This is a genomic window from Enterobacter hormaechei subsp. xiangfangensis (assembly GCF_001729785.1).
GTDB lineage: Bacteria > Pseudomonadota > Gammaproteobacteria > Enterobacterales > Enterobacteriaceae > Enterobacter > Enterobacter hormaechei_C.
This window is the reverse complement of record NZ_CP017183.1, coordinates 4,327,683-4,347,997: the sequence shown is the minus strand read 5'-3', so window position 1 is coordinate 4,347,997 and position 20,315 is coordinate 4,327,683. Positions and strand designations below refer to the sequence as shown.

24 protein-coding genes are annotated in these 20,315 nt (G+C 59.9%); 5 read left to right on the top strand and 19 right to left on the bottom strand.

Annotated features, from left to right (window positions below; translation table 11 throughout):
- The 15 genes from BFV63_RS20865 to BFV63_RS20795 all read right to left on the bottom strand — a co-directional run bounded on the left by BFV63_RS20865 (position 1) and on the right by BFV63_RS20795 (position 12,464).
- On the bottom strand, positions 1–579 hold the full coding sequence (locus BFV63_RS20865; RefSeq protein WP_003861246.1) for a DUF3261 domain-containing protein: 579 nt from the start codon (positions 577–579) through the stop codon (positions 1–3).
- Positions 576–2,897, bottom strand: coding sequence for an MMPL family transporter (locus BFV63_RS20860; protein ID WP_023323846.1), 2,322 nt, complete (start codon positions 2,895–2,897; stop codon positions 576–578). Before BFV63_RS20860 ends, BFV63_RS20865 begins: the two co-directional genes overlap by 4 nt.
- Entirely contained in the window at positions 2,866–3,471 is a 606-nt protein-coding gene (locus BFV63_RS20855) for an outer membrane lipoprotein carrier protein LolA (RefSeq protein ID WP_023314981.1), read from the bottom strand. The genes BFV63_RS20860 and BFV63_RS20855 overlap by 32 nt, the downstream gene beginning before the upstream one ends.
- A complete protein-coding gene (locus BFV63_RS20850) occupies positions 3,468–3,890 on the bottom strand; it encodes an acyl-CoA thioesterase (RefSeq protein ID WP_003861252.1) in 423 nt (140 codons plus the stop codon). The genes BFV63_RS20855 and BFV63_RS20850 overlap by 4 nt, the downstream gene beginning before the upstream one ends.
- Before the next feature lie 3 nt (positions 3,891–3,893).
- The gene (locus BFV63_RS20845) at positions 3,894–5,585 is read right to left on the bottom strand and encodes a glycosyltransferase family 2 protein (RefSeq protein WP_003861255.1); all 1,692 of its coding nucleotides are present in this window, start codon (positions 5,583–5,585) and stop codon (positions 3,894–3,896) included.
- On the bottom strand, positions 5,576–5,926 hold the full coding sequence (locus BFV63_RS20840; protein ID WP_003861256.1) for an ApeI family dehydratase: 351 nt from the start codon (positions 5,924–5,926) through the stop codon (positions 5,576–5,578). The genes BFV63_RS20845 and BFV63_RS20840 overlap by 10 nt, the downstream gene beginning before the upstream one ends.
- On the bottom strand, positions 5,913–7,259 hold the full coding sequence (locus tag BFV63_RS20835) for an AMP-binding protein (protein ID WP_003861258.1): 1,347 nt from the start codon (positions 7,257–7,259) through the stop codon (positions 5,913–5,915). Before BFV63_RS20835 ends, BFV63_RS20840 begins: the two co-directional genes overlap by 14 nt.
- Entirely contained in the window at positions 7,252–7,851 is a 600-nt protein-coding gene (locus BFV63_RS20830) for a COG4648 family protein (RefSeq protein WP_003861260.1), read from the bottom strand. Before BFV63_RS20830 ends, BFV63_RS20835 begins: the two co-directional genes overlap by 8 nt.
- Entirely contained in the window at positions 7,823–8,074 is a 252-nt protein-coding gene (locus BFV63_RS20825; RefSeq protein ID WP_003861262.1) for an acyl carrier protein, read from the bottom strand. The genes BFV63_RS20830 and BFV63_RS20825 overlap by 29 nt, the downstream gene beginning before the upstream one ends.
- Before the next feature lie 11 nt (positions 8,075–8,085).
- The gene (locus tag BFV63_RS20820; protein ID WP_003861263.1) at positions 8,086–8,343 is read right to left on the bottom strand and encodes a phosphopantetheine-binding protein; all 258 of its coding nucleotides are present in this window, start codon (positions 8,341–8,343) and stop codon (positions 8,086–8,088) included.
- Positions 8,324–9,139, bottom strand: a complete 816-nt coding sequence (locus tag BFV63_RS20815; protein WP_032660659.1) for a lysophospholipid acyltransferase family protein — start codon at positions 9,137–9,139, stop codon at positions 8,324–8,326. The genes BFV63_RS20820 and BFV63_RS20815 overlap by 20 nt, the downstream gene beginning before the upstream one ends.
- On the bottom strand, positions 9,136–9,858 hold the full coding sequence (locus BFV63_RS20810) for a beta-ketoacyl synthase chain length factor (RefSeq protein ID WP_017384119.1): 723 nt from the start codon (positions 9,856–9,858) through the stop codon (positions 9,136–9,138). The genes BFV63_RS20815 and BFV63_RS20810 overlap by 4 nt, the downstream gene beginning before the upstream one ends.
- A gap of 125 nt (positions 9,859–9,983) precedes the next feature.
- The gene (locus BFV63_RS20805) at positions 9,984–11,033 is read right to left on the bottom strand and encodes an AI-2E family transporter (RefSeq protein ID WP_003861270.1); all 1,050 of its coding nucleotides are present in this window, start codon (positions 11,031–11,033) and stop codon (positions 9,984–9,986) included.
- A 135-nt stretch (positions 11,034–11,168) separates the two neighbouring features.
- The gene (locus tag BFV63_RS20800) at positions 11,169–11,726 is read right to left on the bottom strand and encodes a DcrB family lipoprotein (protein ID WP_003861272.1); all 558 of its coding nucleotides are present in this window, start codon (positions 11,724–11,726) and stop codon (positions 11,169–11,171) included.
- Positions 11,727–11,798: 72 nt separating this feature from the next.
- A complete protein-coding gene (locus BFV63_RS20795; RefSeq protein ID WP_003861274.1) occupies positions 11,799–12,464 on the bottom strand; it encodes a 7-cyano-7-deazaguanine/7-aminomethyl-7-deazaguanine transporter in 666 nt (221 codons plus the stop codon).
- A 169-nt stretch (positions 12,465–12,633) separates the two neighbouring features.
- Between BFV63_RS20795 and tusA the strand changes: the two genes are divergently transcribed.
- The 4 genes from tusA (at position 12,634) to BFV63_RS20775 (ending at position 15,901) form a co-directional block, all read left to right on the top strand.
- Positions 12,634–12,876 (top strand): sulfurtransferase TusA, encoded by a 243-nt coding sequence (gene tusA / locus BFV63_RS20790; protein WP_000130627.1) that lies wholly within the window; start codon positions 12,634–12,636, stop codon positions 12,874–12,876.
- A gap of 234 nt (positions 12,877–13,110) precedes the next feature.
- Positions 13,111–14,082, top strand: a complete 972-nt coding sequence (locus BFV63_RS20785) for a TRAP transporter substrate-binding protein (RefSeq protein WP_032103649.1) — start codon at positions 13,111–13,113, stop codon at positions 14,080–14,082.
- Positions 14,083–14,094: 12 nt separating this feature from the next.
- The gene (locus tag BFV63_RS20780) at positions 14,095–14,604 is read left to right on the top strand and encodes a TRAP transporter small permease (protein ID WP_003861278.1); all 510 of its coding nucleotides are present in this window, start codon (positions 14,095–14,097) and stop codon (positions 14,602–14,604) included.
- A gap of 10 nt (positions 14,605–14,614) precedes the next feature.
- Positions 14,615–15,901, top strand: a complete 1,287-nt coding sequence (locus BFV63_RS20775; RefSeq protein WP_022649674.1) for a TRAP transporter large permease — start codon at positions 14,615–14,617, stop codon at positions 15,899–15,901.
- 89 nt (positions 15,902–15,990) lie between these two features.
- On the opposite strand, the gene zntA is transcribed toward BFV63_RS20775, so the two are convergent.
- Both zntA and BFV63_RS20765 read right to left on the bottom strand, forming a co-directional pair.
- Positions 15,991–18,162: a Zn(II)/Cd(II)/Pb(II) translocating P-type ATPase ZntA gene (gene zntA / locus BFV63_RS20770; RefSeq protein ID WP_048241706.1), complete on the bottom strand. Its 2,172-nt coding sequence runs from the start codon at positions 18,160–18,162 to the stop codon at positions 15,991–15,993.
- 76 nt (positions 18,163–18,238) lie between these two features.
- Positions 18,239–18,865, bottom strand: a complete 627-nt coding sequence (locus BFV63_RS20765) for a lysoplasmalogenase (RefSeq protein ID WP_048241708.1) — start codon at positions 18,863–18,865, stop codon at positions 18,239–18,241.
- Between the two features lie 129 nt (positions 18,866–18,994).
- Here BFV63_RS20765 and BFV63_RS20760 point away from each other — a divergent pair, with 129 nt between their 5' ends.
- Positions 18,995–19,351 (top strand): DUF2500 domain-containing protein, encoded by a 357-nt coding sequence (locus BFV63_RS20760; RefSeq protein ID WP_003861518.1) that lies wholly within the window; start codon positions 18,995–18,997, stop codon positions 19,349–19,351.
- Between the two features lie 60 nt (positions 19,352–19,411).
- Here BFV63_RS20760 and BFV63_RS20755 read toward each other — a convergent pair whose 3' ends face one another.
- Both BFV63_RS20755 and rsmD read right to left on the bottom strand, forming a co-directional pair.
- On the bottom strand, positions 19,412–19,693 hold the full coding sequence (locus BFV63_RS20755; RefSeq protein WP_003861520.1) for a DUF1145 family protein: 282 nt from the start codon (positions 19,691–19,693) through the stop codon (positions 19,412–19,414).
- On the bottom strand, positions 19,677–20,279 hold the full coding sequence (rsmD, locus tag BFV63_RS20750; RefSeq protein WP_023314975.1) for a 16S rRNA (guanine(966)-N(2))-methyltransferase: 603 nt from the start codon (positions 20,277–20,279) through the stop codon (positions 19,677–19,679). The genes BFV63_RS20755 and rsmD overlap by 17 nt, the downstream gene beginning before the upstream one ends.
- Between the last annotated feature and the right edge of the window lie 36 nt (positions 20,280–20,315).

Sequence of the window (20,315 nt, the reverse complement as noted above, 5' to 3'; positions counted from 1 at the left end):
TCAGTCACCCAGATATTGAATGGTGATGTGGTAGTGAAAAGCGTGCTGCACAATGCTAATCGGTTCGCGCCTGCCGTTACGGTTCAGGTAGACAATTTCCGTGACCAGTTTGCCATCGGGGTTGCGCAGTTCGCGTCTGGTGTCAGTATCGTTCAGCGTCCAGCCTTTCGGCAACTGCGGCTGCCAGGCGCTGAGCGGCCAGTGGCTCAGCATCACGTCGGCCAGCACCTGGCTGGCGGGCGGCAGCTGCGGCATCACAACCGACTGCTCGGTGTGGATCCCGGTGTCGTCGTAGGTGGCGAGGAACAGGCGGATCCCGACGGAGGAGAGGCCGGCAAGCGTCACTTTATTTCCGTCGGCGTTCAGCATCACCAGCAGCGACTGGGTCTGGCCTTTAAAACTGCCGGTAAGCAACTGCTGCGCGCGGATGGCAGGCGTGATGCCCGGCGGGGGCAGCGTGACGCGGGTGCCGGGCTGGAGCCAGGCCTGAGGGCGCGCGTCATCGCGGTTCGTCGTATGGCTACACCCCGCCAGCAACAGGGCCATCATCACTGCCGCCAGGCGAATGAAACGGGTCATGGTAAGTTCTCTTTGTTAGACGGCATCGCCAGCGGGGCGAGCAGGAACGCGGTGAAGATACCGCTCACCAGCACAATGCCAAAGCTGCTGATGGCCTGAGTGGTGCTGAATACCAGCATCCCCAGCGTCAGCAGGGTGGTCATCATGGCGAGGGTAATCGCCAGCATGGAGGTCAGCGGCGTGCCGCGCGGGTTGCTGAAAAACAGCGTGTAGTTGATGCCAATGCCGAGGACCAGCACCAGCGCCAGCAGGGAAAACAGGTTCACCGGATGGCCCGTCACGGCCAGCGCCGCCAGCCCGCCGCCCAGCGACAGCACGGACGGCACCAGCGCCACCAGCCCTTTTCGCCAGCCGAGGCGTAGCATCGCGCCGCAGGCAATCACCGCCAGCGCCACGCCCAGCAGCCCCGACAGCAGCGAGCGGTAGAGCGCAAACAGGCTGTCGAAGCTGGCCTTACGGTCAACCCAGACGACCCCGGGATGGCGGGTGGCCAGCTCACCGAGCGCGGCGCTGTTTCTGACGCCATCGACCGGGACCAGCACACCGCTTTTGCCGTCCGGCAACGTCAGCCACAGCAAACGCCAGCCCTCGCTGGCCGGGCTGGCGAGCCACGCTTCCACGCTAACAGGCATGGCGTTCAGATTCGGGGCGACGGCATTCAGCCCCGTGCTTTGCAGCATTTTCGTCACCGTCGGCGCGGCGTTACGCAGAAGTTGCAGATCGCTGTTCTGCCGCGCCAGCGAGTTCAGCGGCAGGGTACGCCAGCGGGTTAATTCACCGGCTTTTTGCGCCTGCGCCAGCGCCGGGGTAAACGCCTCCAGCCGCTCCAGCGTTTCCTGAGCCGACGCGCCGTACACCAAGAACCATTTCTGATCGACATTTTGCCCGGTCAGGGCGGTGATGGTTTTTTCCTGCGCCAGAATGTCCTGCGGCAGCGCCTGAAGCCGGGCGATATCGTCATCCACCCGCAGGCTGGCGATCCCGATGGCGGAGAGCAGCGCCAGTGCTACCGGCAGCCCGACGGAGAGGGCTTTACCGTCGCGCCAGGCGTCCAGCCAGCGCTGCATCATCCCTCTCAGGGGGACCGGGCGGACCGGCATGCCCCGGCACAGCCACGGATGCCAGAACATTACCGTCAGGCACGAGGCGCTCAGTCCTGCGGCGGCGAACACCGCCATCTGACGAATGCCGGGGAAGGGGGCCAGCATCATGAAGAGATACGCCACGACGGTGGTCAGCAGCGCCAGCAGCAGCGCGTTACGCACTTTTGCCAGGCTTTGCCAGGGCGAGTGTTCCGCGCCGTGCACCATCCGCTCCGTGAGGTAGTAAATCGTATAGTCCGCCGAGATGCCGATAATGCTCATGCTCATCACCAGCGTCATCAGGTGCAGCTCACCGAACAGCAGGAGCGTCACGACCGTCCCCGCCAGCGCGCCGATGGCAATGGAGAGCAGGCTCAGCAGCAGCGGACGCACGGAGCGAAACACCGACACAATCAGCAGGATCACCCCGAGCACCGTGGCGACGCCAAGCGTGGAAATATCGTTTTTAGCCTGCTGGCTGGCGTAATCGCTGTAGAACACCGTCCCGCGCGAGAGCAGCTGCGCCTGTGGATACTGGCTTTTCAGCGTCTGCTGCAACGCGTTGAGGGTGGTCACCAGCTGGTGGGTTTGCTGCATGTCAAACGACGAGCCCGCCAGCTCGCCGTGTAGCAGATACCAATAGTTCCCGGCCGCATCTTTTGTCACCAGCCAGCCGTCCATCAGCTGCATCTTCTGGCTGTTCTTCGCCAGCGCGAGCTGCGCGCCGCGCATCAGCATCAGCGGATCGTTTTGCAGCTCCTTGCCGCTCACGCCGGAAAAGGCGGAGTAGAGCTGGGACAGGATCCACTGAGCCTGCGCTTCACCGCCGTTTTGCAGGCGGGCGCGGGTGGCCGGATCGACCAGGCCATTGCGGTGCTGCCAGAAGAAATCTCCCCAGGCCTGTTGCCCGGCGGCATCCAGCGGACCTTTTACGACACTCAGCGCCTGGCTGCGTTGCAGCAGGGTTAACCACTGCTGCGCCACGCGCGGGTCCGGCTGTTTGCCGGGGCTGACCAGCCAGATGAGCTGGCGGTCGAGGCGCTGCATAAATCCGTCGTTAAGAGCGGGAGGGATCGCGCCGAGCGTCTGTTTCGGCAGCATGGCGAGCACGCTGCTGTTCAGCCGCGCGCCAGGCAGCAGCGACAGCAGCACGCCCAGCAGGATCAGGCATACCGCGGCCCACAGCAGCGCCGGGCGCAGGGCGTTACGGTGCGGCAAAGCGCTGGCGTTCTGCATCAGTCAGGCGGGCGGGCGTCAGTTGGTGGCGGGAGAGGGCGATATCCGTCGTGTCGCCCTGCTTATCGTTCAGGCGAATGGATTCCAGATAGATCGCGCCCTTCAAATCAAGGGTGGAGAAAATCTTGTCCAGCGGCGTGGTGACGGGCGTCAGCACCAGCGACCAGCGGCCTTCGCCCAGGTCTTTGAAATCGACGCGGAAGTTCTCTTCCAGTACCTTGCGGTCGGCCTGGAACAGCGCCCGCAGCAGATGGTTGAACTGAAACATCTGCGGGTTAGTGTCGGCGGTAATGGTCTGCGGCGACTGACCGTTGAAGATCTGCACCATCCGTTTGTCATCCAGCAGCAGCGTCATCGGGAACGGCGCTTTTTGATCCCACAGCAGGCCATTGTCACGGGCGATTAGCATCTCCCCCTGCGAGCGCAGGGGCTGAGGCATATCCTTGATCGTGCGGGTCTGTTCGAAGTGTGCGCGCACTACCGGTTGCTCCGCAAACCGCTGTTGCAGTTCATCCAGCGTGACCGCGTTCACCAGCGGGCTTACCAGCAGCGCGAGTAGCGTTATCCATTTCATGGCGCGATCCCCATGCGTTCGAACAGAATGGCCGGGCTGACAAAGCACATCTCCCGGCTTGCTTCTTCCACCGCGACCTGAATGGTGTAGCCGGTGGTGGTGCGTTTCCCGGTTTGCGCGTCGAAGATTTGATAGGCGATGCGCAGACGGTTTTCAACCTCTTCAATGTGGGCGCGGATGCGAATGCGCTGCTCGAAGGTCACCGCGTCGCGGTATTTCACCCGGGTATCCACCACCGGCCAGACGTAGCCGGACGCTTTCATCTGGCGATAGCCGTAATCAAACTGGTTGAGCAGCGCTTCGCGGGCAATCTCAAAGTAGCGGAAGTAGTTGCCGTGCCACACCACGCCCATCATATCGACGTCGTGGAACGGAACGGTGATTTCAACTTCAGCCGTAAAGCGGGGATCGGTCAGCACCCTTTACTCCTTCTCGTTGATCTCTGGAAGCTGCCAGAAATCGAAAAAATTAAACCAGTCGAGCGGCGACAAGAGCGCGTAATGCTCCAGCCGCTCCGCATAGCGGTCGACGGTCTGCTGTAGCGCCTGCTGGCGTTCGCCGCGCGGCAGCAGCAGCGGGTCGGCAAACGGCTCGCAGTGCAGGGTCAGCTTTCCCTGCTGACAGAGGGCAAAAATCAGCACCACCGGGCAGCGCAAAATGGACGCCAGGATAAACGGCCCCTGCGGGAACGGCGCGGGCTGGCCCATAAATTCGCTCCATATCACCCGCCAGCTACCGCCGCGCTGCGGGGTGACGGCAATGCGATCGCCCACGATCGCCACCCATTCGCCGCGATCCAGCTTCTCTTTGATGAGGATGGCGGTCTCCGGGCCAATGTCGGTGACCGGCATCAGGTGAATGCCCGCCTGCGGCGCCATCTCCTCCATCACCTGCTTAAAACGTCTGGCGTTGTCGCTAAAGACCAGCGCGTTGATGGTTTTCGCCCCTTCGCGCTGGGCCAGCGCCCGGCAGGCTTCCACATCGCCAAGATGCGACGCGAGCAGCAGTTTGCCCTGAGGATCGTCGAGCCCCAGCGCCTCCTGCGCGCCTGGCGCAAAGACCAGATCGCGATGGAGTTTCATTTCGCCGCGCCAGCTGGCCACTTTGTTCAGCATGGCATGACCGAAGCGCAGGAAGTGGGAAAAACTGTTAAGCCGCGCGGGTTGCGGCATTTGCCGCTGTGCCATCACCGTTTTAACCCGCGCCAGCCACTGCTGCGACGCCTGACGCGCAGCGCGGGCGGTTAGCCAGTAGACGGCCGTAACCGGCCATAGCAGGGCGGTAAACGCCTTACGCCCCAGCAGTTGCCAGACGCGCAGCATCAGGCGCATGCCCCATAATCCTTTCACCTCCTGCTGCTGCGCCCAGTGCTGCGAGCGGCGACGCATCAGCAGGGAAGGAATGCGCGGCAGCATGCCGAGAAACAGACGGGTATGCATCAACGAGATGCGCACGTTGTCTTTCAGGGCATCGAAATGGGATACCCCGTCCGGCGGATAGGTCACGCGGGTGGGCAGAAAATAGCTGGTGTTGCCCTGCCAGTAGAGGCGCACCATCACTTCGGTATCAAAATCCATTCGCCTGCCGAGCGGCGTGGTTGCTGCAAGGCGCAAAACCGGGGCTATCGGGTAAACGCGAAACCCGCACATGCTGTCTTTCAGTTGCAGGGAGAGGGTTTCAATCCAGACCCAGACGTGCGTTATCCAGCGGCCGTACAGGCGCGAACGGGGGATCGAGTCATCGTAAACGGGCTGCCCGGAAATGAGCGCATCGGGATGGCGTTCGGCCAGCGCCAGCAGTTTGGGGATGTCTTCGATAGCGTGCTGGCCGTCAGCGTCCACCTGAACGGCGTGGGTGAAGCCGCGATCGGCGCAGTCTTTCAGCCCCTGCATCACCGCCGCGCCTTTGCCGCTGTTTTCGGCCAGCCGCAGTAGCGTGACCTGCGGACGATCCGCCGCCAGCGCTTCAAGCGTGCGGCGCGTGGTTTCATCGCTGCCGTCGTCCACCACCAGACAGGGCAGATCGAAAGGCGCCAGGCGCGCCAGCACCGAAGCCATCATCGCCCCGTGGTTATAGCACGGGATCAGCACGCAGGGACGGAAGGTTACTGACATAAGCGAATCTTCCCGCTGCTGGCGGTGTGGCGCTCGTTACCCGCATGGCGCTGGTAGCTAAAGGTCAGCATCTCGCGTTCGGGCTGCCAGGCAAGGAGCAGCGTGACCGTATTCTCCGGCAACAGCGGGGCGGCGAACTTCACGTTCTGAATACTGTGAAAACGGTAGCCCGGCGCCAGCGCGGCAGCGTAATGCATTACCCAGTCGAGCTGGGCCACGCCCGGCAGCAGCGGCTGTACGGCGAAATGTCCCTTAAACCAGAGCAGGTCAGGATCAAGATAAAAGGTTATCTCCAGATGCTGTGGATCGGGCTGGAGGCGCCCGATTTCAGGGATCTTCATGAAACAACTCCTGTAGCTGCGCAGTCACGCGCTTGTTCATGCTGTTGACCGGGATTTCATCAACGATCCGCCAGTAGCGCGGCACGGCAACCGGTTCAAGCCAGGGGCGAAGGGCGCATCGCCAGGCGAGCTCCTGCGCTTTTTTGCCCTGTTCGTGTTGCTGACGCACCGCTTCATTCAGCACCAGCAATACGCCAATGCCCTGACGCCCGCCGCGCGTCACCGTCAGCGCGGCGGCCTCGCGGATGCCGTCCAGCGCCAACAGGCGGCGCTCAATGTCATCGAGTGAAATGCGTTTATCTTCAATTTTGACCACCCGACCGCGGCGCCCGACGAGGCTGAACTGCCCGTCAGCCGTGAAGTGCAGGATATCATCCAGCACGACCCCCTCCACCTCGGGGATCAGCGGCGACATCACGCGATCGCCGTGAAACGTCACGCCGGGGAAAGGCTGCCAGCGGGTGCTTTCCTCCTGACGGTAGCGCCAGGCCATTACGCCTGTTTCCGTGCTGCCGTATATTTCATCCGGCCAGACGTTGAGCCAGGCCTGAACCGCGGCGACCTCCTGCCAGGGCAGCGCGCCGCCAGCGGAGAAGAGCAGGTTGACGGGGGGCGGCGTCAGTGACGCGTCCAGCCGCTTGAGAAACGCCGGACTGCTGATGAAAAGATAGCGTTTATCGTCGGGAAGGGCAGAGAGCTGCTCGGCATAGTTGAGCAGGCTGGCGTGCAGCGGCAGGCCGAGCGCCATGGGTAAGACGACACGAAACGTCAGGCCATACAGGTGGTGCAGCACCACGGAAGCCACAACGTGACAGCCCGCCAGACGCTCGCCAAAATGCGCCGCCAGAAGACGAGCCTCACGATCCAGGCTGACCACCGGCTTACTCACCCGCTGCGGCGTGCCGGTCGAGCCGGAGGTGTAAAGCTCGATCGTGCGCATCTCACCGATGGCAGGCAGCGGTGAAAAGGGATGGCCTGCCCGCTGAGCGGAAGCCACCCGCAGCTGTTGCCCCTGAAAATCGAGCGTGGTGTCGCTCAGGACACCGCTGAACAGCGCCCGCTGTTCGTTAAGCTGCGCCGCCCGGCTGTGCCCGGGGAGGACCGGCGTTTTACCCGCATGCAGCGTCGCCAGCAGCGCGACAATAAACAGATAGCCGTTTTCGATGCACAGCGCCCAGCGCTCGCCATCTTCACGACGCAGCGTGTCGACCAGCTGAGTGACGTCGTGGCGCAGATCGCCAAGCGTCCAGAGATGGTCGTCCTGCCAGGCGACAGGGGTGTCGTCAGGGCGGGGCGCACTGAGCCACTGGCTAAGCGGAAGAGGGTTAAGCATCGTTTTTCTTCACCCGTTGTCGCACCAGCCACTCGCCAGCCATCAGCGTGCCCATCAGGAGATAGGCAATCATCCCGTTCCACAGCGTCCACAGACGGATATCGGCGTGTAATACGGTAAACAGCGCGATCGCCCCGTTGATAATAAAAAAGCCGCACCAGACCTGGGTAACCCGGCGCGTGTAACGTACCCCGACGGGGGAGAGGTCCGGTTCACGCAGGCGCGCCAGCCGCTCGACGACGGGCATTGCCGTCCACAGCGAACCGCCAAACACCACCAGCATCACCAGATTCACCACCACCGGATATAACAGCACCCACTGGTGCGCGTGCAGGACGTAGCTCGCCGCGCAAAGCGCTATGCCGGCCAGCGCCACGCTTACGAACAGATAACGCAGGGGGCCGCCTTGCCGACGGGCCTGGCAGACGCGCATCAGCAGCACCAGCGCCATCACGGGCAGTATCCCGTGCAGGCTATTATTCGCCAGCCCGAAGCCGATCAAAAACGGCCATGCCAGCAGCATCAGCCCCGTCAGGGCGGGAAGAACTGGAATCGAACGCACGTTACGCGTCGCGCTGAAGCTGTTCCACAACGTCCACGACGTCCTGCACCGTGCGCACCGCTTTGAAGGTTTCAGGCTTGATTTTATGGCCCGTTTTCTTTTGCAGGTGCACCACCATATCGACGGCATCAATGCTGTCGAGGTCCAGATCCTCGTAAAGACGTGCCTCAGGGGTAATATCCTCCGGGGCGATTTCAAACAGCGTAATAAGAAGCGCAGAGACTTCCTGATAAATCGTTTGTTGTTCTGTCATAGCGGTCATTCTCAGGCGCGTTGTTGATGGATAAAAGCCGCGAGCGTGGCAACGGAATAAAAGTGCTGACGCATCTCATCACTTTCGGCAGAAAGCACTACGCCGTACTGATTTTTTACCGCCAGCCCCAGCTCAAGGGCGTCGATTGAGTCCAGACCGAGGCCGTCGCCAAAGAGCGCGGCGTCTGTATCAATATCCTCTGGGGTAAGTTCTTCCAGATTCAGTGTAGAGATAATGAGATTCTTAATTTCAAGATAGAGCGCTTGCATCTTTCGTTCCTGACAAAGATTGAAGACCGGTTGTTAACTGATGCTGCATATGCCGGTTTAACTGCCTTGCTGCCAGCGCGGGTTCGTGCTGACTCGCATCATAAAAATCATGAATGTTGATGCGTTCGCGAACATCCACGGTGAAAACAGGTTTGTTGGGGGGCACGTTATACCAGCTGCTCTGTTTATCCAGCATCCGTTCGCTACAGTGGATCACCACCACGCGCACGGCGCTGTTGCAGCGAACGGCGATATTCGCCGCCCCACGTTGCAGGGTCATGGCTTCCCCCACCCGGGTGCGGGTGCCTTCAGGGAAGATAAGCAGGGTGTCGCCCTGGGACAGACGCTGCTGGCTTGCGGCAAGCAGCGTGTCGGCTTCGCTGTTAATCAGATAGTCAGCCGCGCGGATCACGCCGCTGACGAACGGGTTACGCAGCAACGCGCTTTTCACCAGACAGTCGGTTTCGTTCATCACCGACGCCAGCAGAACGTAGTCCAGCAGCGAGGGATGATTCGCAATCACCAGACAGCCCCGCTCGGCGCGTAGAACGTCCAGGTTGTTGAAACGGTAATCCAGTACCCCTACACCGCGTACCACCGCGAGGAACAGGCGAAAACTGGCAGAAATAGTACGGCGTGCCAGGCGGCGACGTTGGGTGCGGTCGCGCTGGAAAATCAGCAGCAGGTTAAACCATACCAGCGACAGCGTCAGTCCGCCGAGGCCGAACAGGGCGAAGCACAATCCGGTCATCAGCATCCGCCATAACCGATCGAGGCGGGAACGTAACCCTCTCATTGGCGCGTCCATTGCCACAGCAGGCGCTCGCCCGGCAGGGTGAACTGGCGCTCGTCCCGCAGGTAATGGCGCAGGAACTGGAGGCTTTGCGGCAGCGCGGGCTCTTCAGGCGTGCGGTTGACGTGCGTTTCACAGCTGAGCGTATTTCCGGCTTCAATCACCAGCGCCAGCGCGTAGGGCCAGACGGGCATCTGCGGTGGCAACCCGGCGTGATAAAAATCAGGCAGCAGACCGTCGAAATCCACCAGCAATACGCGGGAGTAGCCCGCATGCAGCAGGCTCAGCACGTCGCACAAGCTCTGCTGGAAGGTATCCATACCGGCGGAAACCGACGAAGAGACAACAGGCTGACGCGCGGCGATAGTGAGATTGCCGACCGCCGAGTTGTGTACCGACATGGCAAAATCGGTGGGGGAAACGGGCTGTTCTGCCGCCAGGGCCTGGAGAATACGGAAATTGCGCTCCAGCTCCCCATGACGGCTGCTGTAGACGACGGCATCGATGCGGTGTTTGCGCAGCATCATCAGGCCAAGATCGACGGCCAGCCTGCTGCCTGAATTCAGGCGGCGGGCGGTCATCATCGGCAGATCGGTCAGTTTCGCCAGCGGTGCAGCGGGATCGATGGCGTCAGACCGGCGTGACCATGCCTGCCATTCGTCGGCATCGCTGAGTCCTGGCGCTCTTGCCTGCCAGTCGATAAGGGTAAGTGTAAATTTCATCTACGCGCGTCCGCGATAAACCTGTTTCTGTGACTTTTTCTTCGCCAGCGCGATTTACTGCGCACATCGTACAATGTTGTCGTCGCGCTGGCGAATAAACGTCACTTTTGACCCTTTCCACCCGGTTATCCCGGCAAACGGCTTTTTGGCCGACCCGGACCCAGAAGAATGGCGAGTTTACTGCCTCCTTTCGTGGTTTCCATCCAGATTTTACAGACGCTGGTGAGCGGCACGGAGAGCAGCATGCCCACCGGACCCAGCAGCCATCCCCAGATCAGTAACGATAAAAACACCACCATCGTCGACATGCCCAGACGGTGGCCCATCATGCGCGGCTCAAGAATGTTACCCAGCACCATATGCACGACGAGGAACAGCGCCCCTACCAGCATGCACTCATAAAAACCGTTAAACAGGAACGCCTGGATCATCGGCGGAACGGCGGAAAGCACCGCGCCGATATTGGGTACGTAGTTCAGTAAAAACGCCAGCACGCCCCACATCAGCGCGAACTGCACGTCCAGCAGTACCAGCCCCAGCCAGACAATCACGCCGGTCCACAGGCTTAACAATGTTTTCAGCGCCAGATACTTGGATACGCCTTTCAGCGCGCGGTGCAAGCCGGCAATGTGGATCTGCGGATTGTTCAGGGCAAAACGCAGCTTATACGGCACGTGGCGCACTTCGAACAGCATAAACACCACCGTCATCACCAGCAGCAGAATGCTGGCCATTGCCCCTGAAAGCCCGGTCATCAACGTGGTGGCGTAGGTCATCACCTTCTCGGAATCCATCCGGCGCAGCATCCGTTCCGGTGAGATATGCAGATTCACGAACGGCAACATGCGCTGAAGATCGACCAGCTTGCGCGTCAGCTCTTTATTGTACTGCGGCAGCATGGTGGAAAATTCGCTCAGCGAGGCGGCGAGCACGCCGAACAGCGCCGTCAGGACAACCAGCATCACCATCACCACAATGGTAATCGCGACTGGGCGGCTGATGCCCCGGCGTAAAAACCATGTCACCAGCGGGTTGAGCACAATGGCGAAAAACAGCGCCAGCAGAAGCTGAACAATGATATCCGCCGCCGCGTGGATACCCGCAAGGATAACCACCAGGCAGGCAAGTTTTAATAAAATATGAAGTCCGGCTTTGTCGGGCGGGCTGGCAGTCATAAGAATTCCTTTTTCCGGGGGGCGTGTTAATTGTAGTGCGCCGGATGGGCTTCGTCTGGAGCGTTAGTCTGAAAGTCGTGGCAAAAAAATGGCCCCCGGCGCAAGCGACGGAGGCCACGGCATCCCGGTGAACGATTACTGGATCACGAGGGTGTTAATGATGTTTTCAGCGGCGGTCTGCGCTTTCTGCTGATTATCTGCCGGCAGGGTGATCTGCATGGTCAGCAGTTTATTGTCCACCTTGCCGAGCACCACGGAGGAGTACGCGGTCTGGCCTTTGGCAGAGATGATGCTGTCCAGCTGTTGCAGCGTGTGGCCTTTCAGTTCAACAGACTTGTTGGTGACCACTTGAAGCTGCGGGTCGCGGCTGCGCTGCTGATCTTCCAGGCGTTTGGCCAGCACGCCCAGATCTTCGCTGGTATCGTCACCGACGATCACAATCACCGCTTTTTGGCCGGTGGCATCGGAATAGACGTGCATATTGTTCGCCTGGGTACCCAGCTTACCGCTCTGGTCGGTCATGTCCGCGGGCAGAGAGAAACTGAGTTTGCCATCCATCAGGCTCACCGGCTGACCGGTGGCGTTGCTTTCTGCTGACGCGCCCTGAGCAGGCGTTTTGGTGTCGCTGTTATCACAGGCTGCAAGGCCAACAACCAGCAGGCCAATCCCGACATATTTAACCAGATTGCGCATTGACTTCTTCCTTTCGATAAACGGCCATAACGGCTCATTCGTTCATCTTATCACAACTGATAAAGCGAACCCTTAACCTGCCTGCAATGCGGAGATTTCAGATTTATCTGCCAGCCTTTTCAGCAGCATATTCAACAGTACGCCGTACATCGGCAGGAAGAAAACCAGGCTGATAAGCACCTTAAAGGCGTAGTCCACCAGAGCGATTTCCATCCAGTGTTCTGCCATGAAGGCGTCCGGGCTGCGCCAGAAGGCGATGAAGAAGAAGGCCAGCGTATCGCTCACGTTACCGAACAGCGTGGAGGCCGTTGGCGCCATCCACCAGCGATGGTTCTGACGCAGGCGGTTAAACACGTGGACATCGAGGATCTGCCCCAGGGCGTAGGCCATAAAGCTGGCGGTGGCAATACGCGCGACGAACAGGTTGAAGTGCGTCAGCGCTTCGAAGCCCTGCCAGCTTCCCATGTAAAACAGCGAGGAGATGGCGTAGGAGACAAACAGTGCCGGGATCATCACCGCAAAAATAATCCGCCGCGCCAGCGGTGCGCCAAAAATACGCACGGTTAAATCCGTCGCAAGGAAAATAAACGGGAAACTGAACGCGCCCCAGGTGGTATGGAAACCAAAAATGGAGATGGGAAGCTGTACCAGATAGTTACTGGAGATGATCACCAGCAGATGAAATAGCGAAAGCCAGAACAACGCCTTGACGCGCTGCGATTGTGTAAAGGAGTTCATATTGTACCTTTTTGATTAATATTTGGGGTGAGGGAACCCAATAAAGCCGCCGCATGATACTGCTTTGACGACACTTTGCAATGGCTAATTTTCACGCAATCGTTAACCTGGTTTGCATTGGCGATAGCGGGGCGTAAACTACAGCCGTTTTTACCTGAACGAGAAGAAAATGACCGACCTGTTTTCCAGCCCAGACCACACGCTTGATGCTCAGGGCCTCCGTTGCCCGGAGCCGGTAATGATGGTGCGTAAAACCGTCCGTAACATGCAGAGTGGCGAAACGCTGCTGATCGTCGCCGATGACCCGGCTACCACCCGTGATATCCCCGGCTTTTGTACCTTTATGGAACATGAACTGGTGGCGCAGCAAACCGAGACCTTGCCGTACCGGTATTTGATTCGTAAGGGGTAAGTGCGGCCTGACGCCCGGCGGCGCTTCGCTTGCACGGGCCTACGGGTGTAGTAGGTCGGGTAAGGCGCAGCCGCCACCCGACAAGTACTCATCACAATTTCGAACCATCGTTTCAAAATTTCGCGCTTTTTGTGAGGCGCTTCACCCTCCCTTTTCCAGCCGTAGTCTAATTTTTAAGCGTCAAAAACTAAAACATCGTTTTAACGCTTATCTCACTACCCTGGAGTTGACTTAATGAAAACGACCCTCAAGCCGTTACTGGCCGCGCTGTGTCTGTCTGCTTTTGCCTGCACCGTTTCTGCCCAGACCATTAAAGCCGCCGATGTGCATCCCGAAGGCTACCCGAACGTGGTGGCGGTCCAGCACATGGGTGAAAAACTCAAACAACAAACCGATGGCAAGCTGGAGATTAAGGTCTTCCCCGGCGGCGTGCTGGGGGATGAAAAGCAGATGATTGAGCAGGCGCAGATGGGGGCGATCGACATGATCCGCGTCTCCATGGCGCCGGTGGCCGCCATCCTGCCGGATATCGAAGTGTTTACGCTGCCCTACGTATTCCGCGATGAAGACCACATGCACAAGGTGATTGACGGGGATATCGGCAAGCAGATCGGCGACAAACTCACCGCCAACCCGAAATCGCGTCTGGTCTTCCTTGGCTGGATGGATTCCGGCACCCGCAACCTGATCACCAAAGAGCCGATCGTCAAACCGGACGATCTGAAAGGGAAGAAAATCCGCGTGCAGGGCAGCCCGGTGGCGCTGGCCACGCTGAAAGCGATGGGGGCGAACTCGGTGGCGATGGGCGTCAGCGAGGTTTACAGCGGCATGCAGACCGGGGTGATCGACGGCGCGGAGAACAACCCGCCAACCTTTATCGCCCACAACTATATGCCGGTCGCCAAAAACTACACGCTGAGCGGCCACTTCATCACCCCGGAAATGCTGCTCTACTCCAAAGTGAAATGGGACAAGCTCAGCGCTGACGAACAGCAAAAGATCCTGACGCTGGCCCGCGAAGCGCAGTTCGAGCAGCGCAAGCTGTGGAATGCGTATAACGACCAGGCGCTGGCGAAAATGAAGGCCGGCGGCGTGCAGTTCCACGACATCGATAAAACGGTGTTTATCAAGGCGACAGAGCCGGTGCGCGCGCAGTATGGCGATAAGCATCAGGATCTGATGAAAGCCATCGCTGACGTTCAGTAAGCCGGAGTACGTATGTCCGAACTCTACCTGAAGTGGATGGACCGTCTGTACCTGCTCGCCATGGTGGTGGCGGGTCTCTCGCTACTGGTGATGACGATTGTGATCCCCATTGGCATCTTCTCTCGCTATGTGCTCAATCGCGGCGAATCCTGGCCGGAGCCGATCGCCATTATCTGCATGGTGACGTTTACCTTTATCGGCGCGGCGGTGAGCTATCGCGCCGGGTCGCATATCGCGGTCAACATGCTCACCGACCGCCTGCCCGCGTCGCTGCAAAGAGTATGCGCGCGAGTGGTGGATCTGCTGATGCTGCTCATCTCCGGCCTGATGTGCTGGTACAGCTACTGGCTGTGCGTCGAGCTGTGGGAGCAGCCGGTGGCGGAGTTTCCGCTCCTGACCTCCGGCGAAAGCTATCTGCCGCTGCCTGTCGGGTCGGCCATTTTGATCCTGTTTGTGCTTGAACGCCTGCTGTTTGGCTCGCAGGAAAACCGTCCGGTCGTGCTGATCGGCAATCACAGTTAAGGGGTGAACAATGGATGCTTTTGTTTTGTTATTCACCCTCGCCATTTTGCTGGCGCTGGGGATGCCGGTGGCCTTCGCCGTCGGCTTAAGCGCCGTGGCGGGCGCGCTGTGGATTGACCTGCCGCTGGAGGCGCTGATGATCCAGATCACCAGTGGAGTGAATAAATTTACCCTGCTGGCGATCCCGTTCTTCATTCTTGCCGGGGCGATCATGGCGGAAGGGGGTATTGCCCGACGGCTGGTTAACTTCGCGTACGTTTTTGTCGGCTTTATTCGCGGCGGGCTGTCGCTGGTGAACATCGTGGCATCAACGTTCTTCGGCGCGATTTCCGGCTCGTCGGTGGCGGATACGGCGTCTATCGGCAGCGTGATGATCCCGGAGATGGAGAAGAAGGGCTATCCGCGCGAATACGCGGCGGCGGTGACGGCCAGCGGGTCGGTGCAGGCGATCCTGATCCCGCCCAGCCACAACTCGGTGATTTACTCCCTGGCGGCAGGGGGAACGGTTTCCATCGCCACGCTGTTTATCGCGGGCGTGCTGCCGGGCCTGCTGCTGGGCGTGAGCCTGATGGTGCTCTGCCTGTGCTTCGCCCGCAAGCGCGGCTATCCGAAGGGGGACAAAATCCCGTTCAGGCAGGCGCTGAAAATCATGCTCGATGCCCTGTGGGGGCTGATGACGGTGGTGATTATCCTCGGCGGGATCTTGTCCGGGATATTCACGGCGACCGAATCTGCCGCCGTGGCCTGCCTGTGGGCGTTTTTCGTCACCATGTTTATCTACCGCGACTATAAATGGAGCGAACTGCCGAAGCTGATGTGCCGCACGGTGAAAACCGTCACCATCGTGATGATTTTGATTGGCTTTGCCGCGGCGTTTGGCGCGGTAATGACCTACATGCAGCTGCCGATGCGCATCACCGAATTCTTCACGTCGCTCTCCGATAACAAATACGTGATCCTGATGTACCTCAATATCATGCTGCTGCTGATTGGCACGCTGATGGACATGGCGCCGATCATCCTGATCCTGACCCCGGTGCTGCTGCCGGTGACCAATGCACTGGGTATCGACCCGGTGCATTTCGGGATGATCATGATGGTGAACCTGGGGATTGGGCTGATCACGCCGCCGGTCGGATCGGTGCTGTTTGTGGCGAGCGCGGTGAGTAAGCAGAAGATCGAGCACGTGGTGCGGGCGATGCTGCCGTTTTACGGTATGTTGCTGGTGGTGCTGGGGATGGTGACGTACATCCCGGCGATTTCATTGTGGTTGCCGGGGCTGCTAGGGATGCAGTGATGCGTGCGGCCTGATGCCCTCACCCCGGCCCTCTCCCGCGGGGAGAGGGGGCAAACACGAGAAACGGCAACCCGGTTGCCGTTTCACTTTTACCTTTGGCGCAACAGCCGCAACGCGTTCGCCGTAACCAGCACTGTCGCCCCCGTATCCGCCAGCACCGCCAGCCACAGTCCGGTCATGCCGAGCAGCGTGGTGACCAGGAAAATCCCCTTCAGACCCAGCGCAATGCCGATGTTCTGCCGAATATTGGCCCGCGTCGCCCGCGCAAGATCTATCATCTGCGCCAGCCCGGTCAGGCGGTTGTGCGTCAGCGCCGCGTCGGCGGTCTCCAGCGCCACGTCGGTGCCGCTGCCCATCGCAATGCCGATGGTGGAAGCTTTCATTGCCGGGGCATCGTTTATCCCGTCCCCGACCATCGCCAGCGGGGCGTTGCTGTTCAGCTCGGTTACCGCGCTGACTTTATCCGCAGGCAACAATCCGGCCTTAAACTCCATCCCCAGCTCACCGGCAATCGCCGCCGCCGCGCGCGGATTATCGCCGGTCAGGATCACACCCTGTACTCCCAGCCTGTGCAGCGCGTCGACGGCGCCTTTCGCATCGTCGCGCAGGGTGTCGCGCAGCGCCAGCATGCCCATCAGTACACCGTCCTGCATCACGGCAACGACCGTCTGCCCGGCCTGCTCTAATGCCTCAACCTGTGGATTCGGGAACGCGCCTGCCGAGGCGATCAACACTTTTTTGCCTTCGACCACAGCTTCAATCCCTGACCCGACCAGCGCTCGCTGGGCGGTTGCCGGAGGGATGTTCAGCCCGCGCGACTGCGCTTCTCGCACAATCGCCTGCGCCAGCGGGTGAGTGGAGCCCTGCTCCACGGCAGCGGCCAGCGTCAGCAGGGCGTCTTCACTGATGTCCTGCGGATACACGCCGGTCACCTGCGGCTTGCCGACGGTCAGCGTGCCGGTTTTATCGAAGGCGATGTGCTGAACCTGGCTCAGCTGTTCCAGCGCCGCGCCGCCCTTAATCAGCGCCCCGCGACGTGCCGCCGCCGCCAGCCCTGAGGTAATCGCCGCCGGGGTGGAGATCACCAGCGCACACGGACAGCCGATCAGCAGCAGCGTCAGCCCTTTGTAAATCCAGCCCTCCCACGGCGCGCCGAAGCACAGCGGCGGGACGACGGTGACCAGCAGCGCCACCAGCATGATGGCGGGGGTGTAAATCCGGCTGAAGCGATCGATAAAGCGTTCTACCGGCGCGCGGCGCTCCTCGGCCTCTTCAATCAGCCTGAGGATGCGGTCGATGGCGCTGTCGCCCGGTTCGGAAAGGACCGTCAACTGCACCAGTCGGTCGACGCTGGTGGCGCCCGCAGGCACCTTTTCACCCGCCGCGCGCGCTACCGGGATGGATTCTCCGGTCAGGGCACTTTCGTCAAAACTTGCGGTGGCAGTAACGAGGGCCCCATCGGCTGGCAGGCGTCCGCCTGCGGGCACTTCAATCACGTCGCCCGGGCGCAGGGTGTTGATGGCGACCGTTTCACGCTGACCATCAATAACCCGCGTGGCGGTTTCCGGCTTCAGCGCCATCAGCGCGCTCACCCCTTTACGCGCCCGGCTCGCCGCCCAGCCCTCAAGGCGTTCGCCAATTAAGAACAGCAGCAGCACCATCGCCGCTTCCGCCGTCGCGCCAATAAACAGCGCCCCGATAGCCGCCACGCTCATCAGCGTTTCGATGGCAAACCAGCTGCCGCTTCTCATCAGACGCAGCGCCTGACGCGCAATCGGGAACAGGCCAACCAGCGTGGTGGCGATAAACGCCAGGTTGCCGAATGGGTGGTTGATCTGCTCCAGCCCCCAGCTCAGGGCCATCATGATGATGAGGGTGATAAGGGGCAGATTTTCTTTTAGCGGGGACGTTTTTTCTGCGGGCGCCGTTTCGCTGCGCAGGGTATAACCCGCTTTGCTGACGGCGGCTTCAACCTGTCTGCTGACGTCGTTTTCGGCGCTGACCAGCAGCTTTTCGGTAGCGAACAGCACCTGAACGTGATTCACGCCTGGCACCTGCTTCACCGCATTTTCCACTTTGCGGGCGCAGGCCGCGCAGTCCATGCCGTTGACCACCCAACTGTAGCGGTTGCCGCTTTCAGGCAGCGCTTCGGTCTGGGTTTCGCACGCGCCCTCGCAGCAGCAGTCCTCTTTTGGCGGAACCGGGCTGAGCTTAAGTGCCGAGAATTGGGGAACTTTTTTAGGTGTTTCTGGAGTCGACATGGCAGTCTCCGGTAATGATAATTTTCTCATTAACCGCAGCATACACTCTGGAGTCGACTCCAGAGTCAAGCGTTATTTAGATATACAGCGAACGCACAATCAGGAAGTGTCCGGCAAAGTAACAGGCGGCGGAAATCGCATTATCCGCACGGAAGCGGCGACGATAGTGGCTGCCCAGCCAGACGATATTACCCAACAGCAACAGTGCGGCACCGAAGAACGCAGACATTGCAGGCGCCGTCGGACGGAAGAACCACAGCTCGCCCGCCAGCCACACCATCACCAGCGTCATAGCGATAAACGTACAGACCGGCAGACGCATCTCTTCCAGACGCGACCAGATCACCGCGATCAGCAGGGCGCCAATCACCAGCAGCACCAGCGGCAGTGGCCAGAAGAAGGAGAGCGTCATCTGGCTGGCAAAGTAGATGGTATAGAGCAGATGTGACAGGAAGAACGCCCCCACGGCGTACAGCAGGCGCTGACGCGGCAGCAAGGTTAAGGCATCGCCAATCAGGGAAGCACACAGCCCCGCGAGGACAAGATAGATAACGGCGTTAAACATCGGGGCCTGCCAGGCAAGCAACAGCAGGAGTAATAGCGTGACGGGTTTAAATAACCAGCGCTGCCAGGCTGGGCCACGGTAGGACGCATCGACGTAAAGCCATGCGGAAAAACAGACAGCGATAAATGACCAAAGCATATTAACTCCCTGTAACTGTTGAGGCTGAATGATCAGTTCCTGATCCAGTGTAGTGACGCGAGCGGGCGTTTGGCAATGCCGGGGCAGGCGAGGTATCCTGAATTCCGCATAATCTGATGGGATTTTTCAATGAGCAAGATGCCGCTGTTTTTCATTATCGTGGTGGCGATTATCGTCATTGCCGCCTCGTTTCGCTTCGTGCAGCAGCGCCGTGAGAAGGCGGATAACGATGCCGCGCCGCTGATGCAAAAGCGCGTGGTGGTGACGAACAAACGCGAAAAGCCGCTTAACGACCGCCGCTCCCGCCAGCAGCAGGTGACGCCTGCGGGCACAACGATGCGCTATGAAGCGAGCTTTAAGCCGGAAACCGGCGGGCTGGAGATGACCTTCCGCCTGGAGGCGCAGCAGTACCATCAGCTGACGGTGGGAGAGAAAGGCACGTTGAGCTATAAAGGGTCGCGTTTTGTAGGTTTTAGGGCTGAATAATGCGCGATCGGTCCCCTCTCCCAGTGGGAGAGGGTTAGGGTGAGGGCATCACACCGCACCTTACTTCTTAACCTGCGCCTTAAACTTCTTCATCCACACCAGCAGCTCAAATACGCCGAAAATAAACACCCGCAGCTGCTGCCAGCCGGTCATCGGTGGGCTATCTTTCGGCAGTCCGTTTTTCAGCATCACCATCTGTAAGGCATGCATGAACGCGGTAAAAATCAGCGCCACGTTAATGAAGATATTCAGCGGACGCGGGAACGGGTGCACCAGATTCAAAATCAAAAATGCCCAGACGCCCAGCATCAGCACGCGCCCTACGTTAATCAGTACTGGCATCGGATCCTCCTTGTGCCTGACGGTGATACAGACGATAAGCCACCTGGCCGGCGACCTTCTCGCGGTGCAGATCCCAGTGAACGGGAACGGACGGCAGACCATTTTCCACTTCGCTTTCAACGTAAATCAGCGCGTCGTCCGCCAGCCAGCCATTTTGCTCCAGCAGGGATAGCGTCTCTTCCAGCAGCCCTTTACGGAACGGCGGGTCAACAAACACCACGTTGTACGGCGTCCCCTGTTGGGCGAGGAAGCTCAGCGTGTTGGTATTCACCACTTTGGCGTTGGTTGCCTTCAGCGTAGCCAAATTTTGCTGCAACGTCTGCGCGACGCCACGCTCCATCTCCAGCAGCGTGGCGCTGGCAGCATAGCGCGACAGCGCTTCCAGCCCTAATGCACCGCTTCCGGCGAAGCAGTCCAGGCAGTTGGCGTCTACCATAGACGGGGCGAGCCAGTTAAACAGCGTCTCGCGAACGCGGTCCGTGGTGGGGCGTAAACCGGGGCTGTCCGGCACCGGTAATTTCCGGCCTCGCCACTGACCGCCGATAATGCGAATTTGACCGGCCGGGGCGCGGGTGGGTTTCTTCATCTCAGGAAAGCTCTGTTAACCATTGCCCTGCGATTG

Coding starts and splice junctions, on each gene's coding strand:
- BFV63_RS20865 (WP_003861246.1), bottom strand. CDS start 579: ATGACCCGTTTCATTCGCCTGGCGGCAGTGATGATGGCCCTGTTGCTG.
- BFV63_RS20860 (WP_023323846.1), bottom strand. CDS start 2,897: ATGCAGAACGCCAGCGCTTTGCCGCACCGTAACGCCCTGCGCCCGGCG.
- BFV63_RS20855 (WP_023314981.1), bottom strand. CDS start 3,471: ATGAAATGGATAACGCTACTCGCGCTGCTGGTAAGCCCGCTGGTGAAC.
- BFV63_RS20845 (WP_003861255.1), bottom strand. CDS start 5,585: ATGTCAGTAACCTTCCGTCCCTGCGTGCTGATCCCGTGCTATAACCAC.
- BFV63_RS20840 (WP_003861256.1), bottom strand. CDS start 5,926: ATGAAGATCCCTGAAATCGGGCGCCTCCAGCCCGATCCACAGCATCTG.
- BFV63_RS20835 (WP_003861258.1), bottom strand. CDS start 7,259: ATGCTTAACCCTCTTCCGCTTAGCCAGTGGCTCAGTGCGCCCCGCCCT.
- BFV63_RS20825 (WP_003861262.1), bottom strand. CDS start 8,074: ATGACAGAACAACAAACGATTTATCAGGAAGTCTCTGCGCTTCTTATT.
- BFV63_RS20820 (WP_003861263.1), bottom strand. CDS start 8,343: ATGCAAGCGCTCTATCTTGAAATTAAGAATCTCATTATCTCTACACTG.
- BFV63_RS20815 (WP_032660659.1), bottom strand. CDS start 9,139: ATGAGAGGGTTACGTTCCCGCCTCGATCGGTTATGGCGGATGCTGATG.
- BFV63_RS20810 (WP_017384119.1), bottom strand. CDS start 9,858: ATGAAATTTACACTTACCCTTATCGACTGGCAGGCAAGAGCGCCAGGA.
- BFV63_RS20805 (WP_003861270.1), bottom strand. CDS start 11,033: ATGACTGCCAGCCCGCCCGACAAAGCCGGACTTCATATTTTATTAAAA.
- BFV63_RS20800 (WP_003861272.1), bottom strand. CDS start 11,726: ATGCGCAATCTGGTTAAATATGTCGGGATTGGCCTGCTGGTTGTTGGC.
- BFV63_RS20795 (WP_003861274.1), bottom strand. CDS start 12,464: ATGAACTCCTTTACACAATCGCAGCGCGTCAAGGCGTTGTTCTGGCTT.
- tusA (WP_000130627.1), top strand. CDS start 12,634: ATGACCGACCTGTTTTCCAGCCCAGACCACACGCTTGATGCTCAGGGC.
- BFV63_RS20785 (WP_032103649.1), top strand. CDS start 13,111: ATGAAAACGACCCTCAAGCCGTTACTGGCCGCGCTGTGTCTGTCTGCT.
- BFV63_RS20780 (WP_003861278.1), top strand. CDS start 14,095: ATGTCCGAACTCTACCTGAAGTGGATGGACCGTCTGTACCTGCTCGCC.
- BFV63_RS20775 (WP_022649674.1), top strand. CDS start 14,615: ATGGATGCTTTTGTTTTGTTATTCACCCTCGCCATTTTGCTGGCGCTG.
- zntA (WP_048241706.1), bottom strand. CDS start 18,162: ATGTCGACTCCAGAAACACCTAAAAAAGTTCCCCAATTCTCGGCACTT.
- BFV63_RS20765 (WP_048241708.1), bottom strand. CDS start 18,865: ATGCTTTGGTCATTTATCGCTGTCTGTTTTTCCGCATGGCTTTACGTC.
- BFV63_RS20760 (WP_003861518.1), top strand. CDS start 18,995: ATGAGCAAGATGCCGCTGTTTTTCATTATCGTGGTGGCGATTATCGTC.
- BFV63_RS20755 (WP_003861520.1), bottom strand. CDS start 19,693: ATGCCAGTACTGATTAACGTAGGGCGCGTGCTGATGCTGGGCGTCTGG.
- rsmD (WP_023314975.1), bottom strand. CDS start 20,279: ATGAAGAAACCCACCCGCGCCCCGGCCGGTCAAATTCGCATTATCGGC.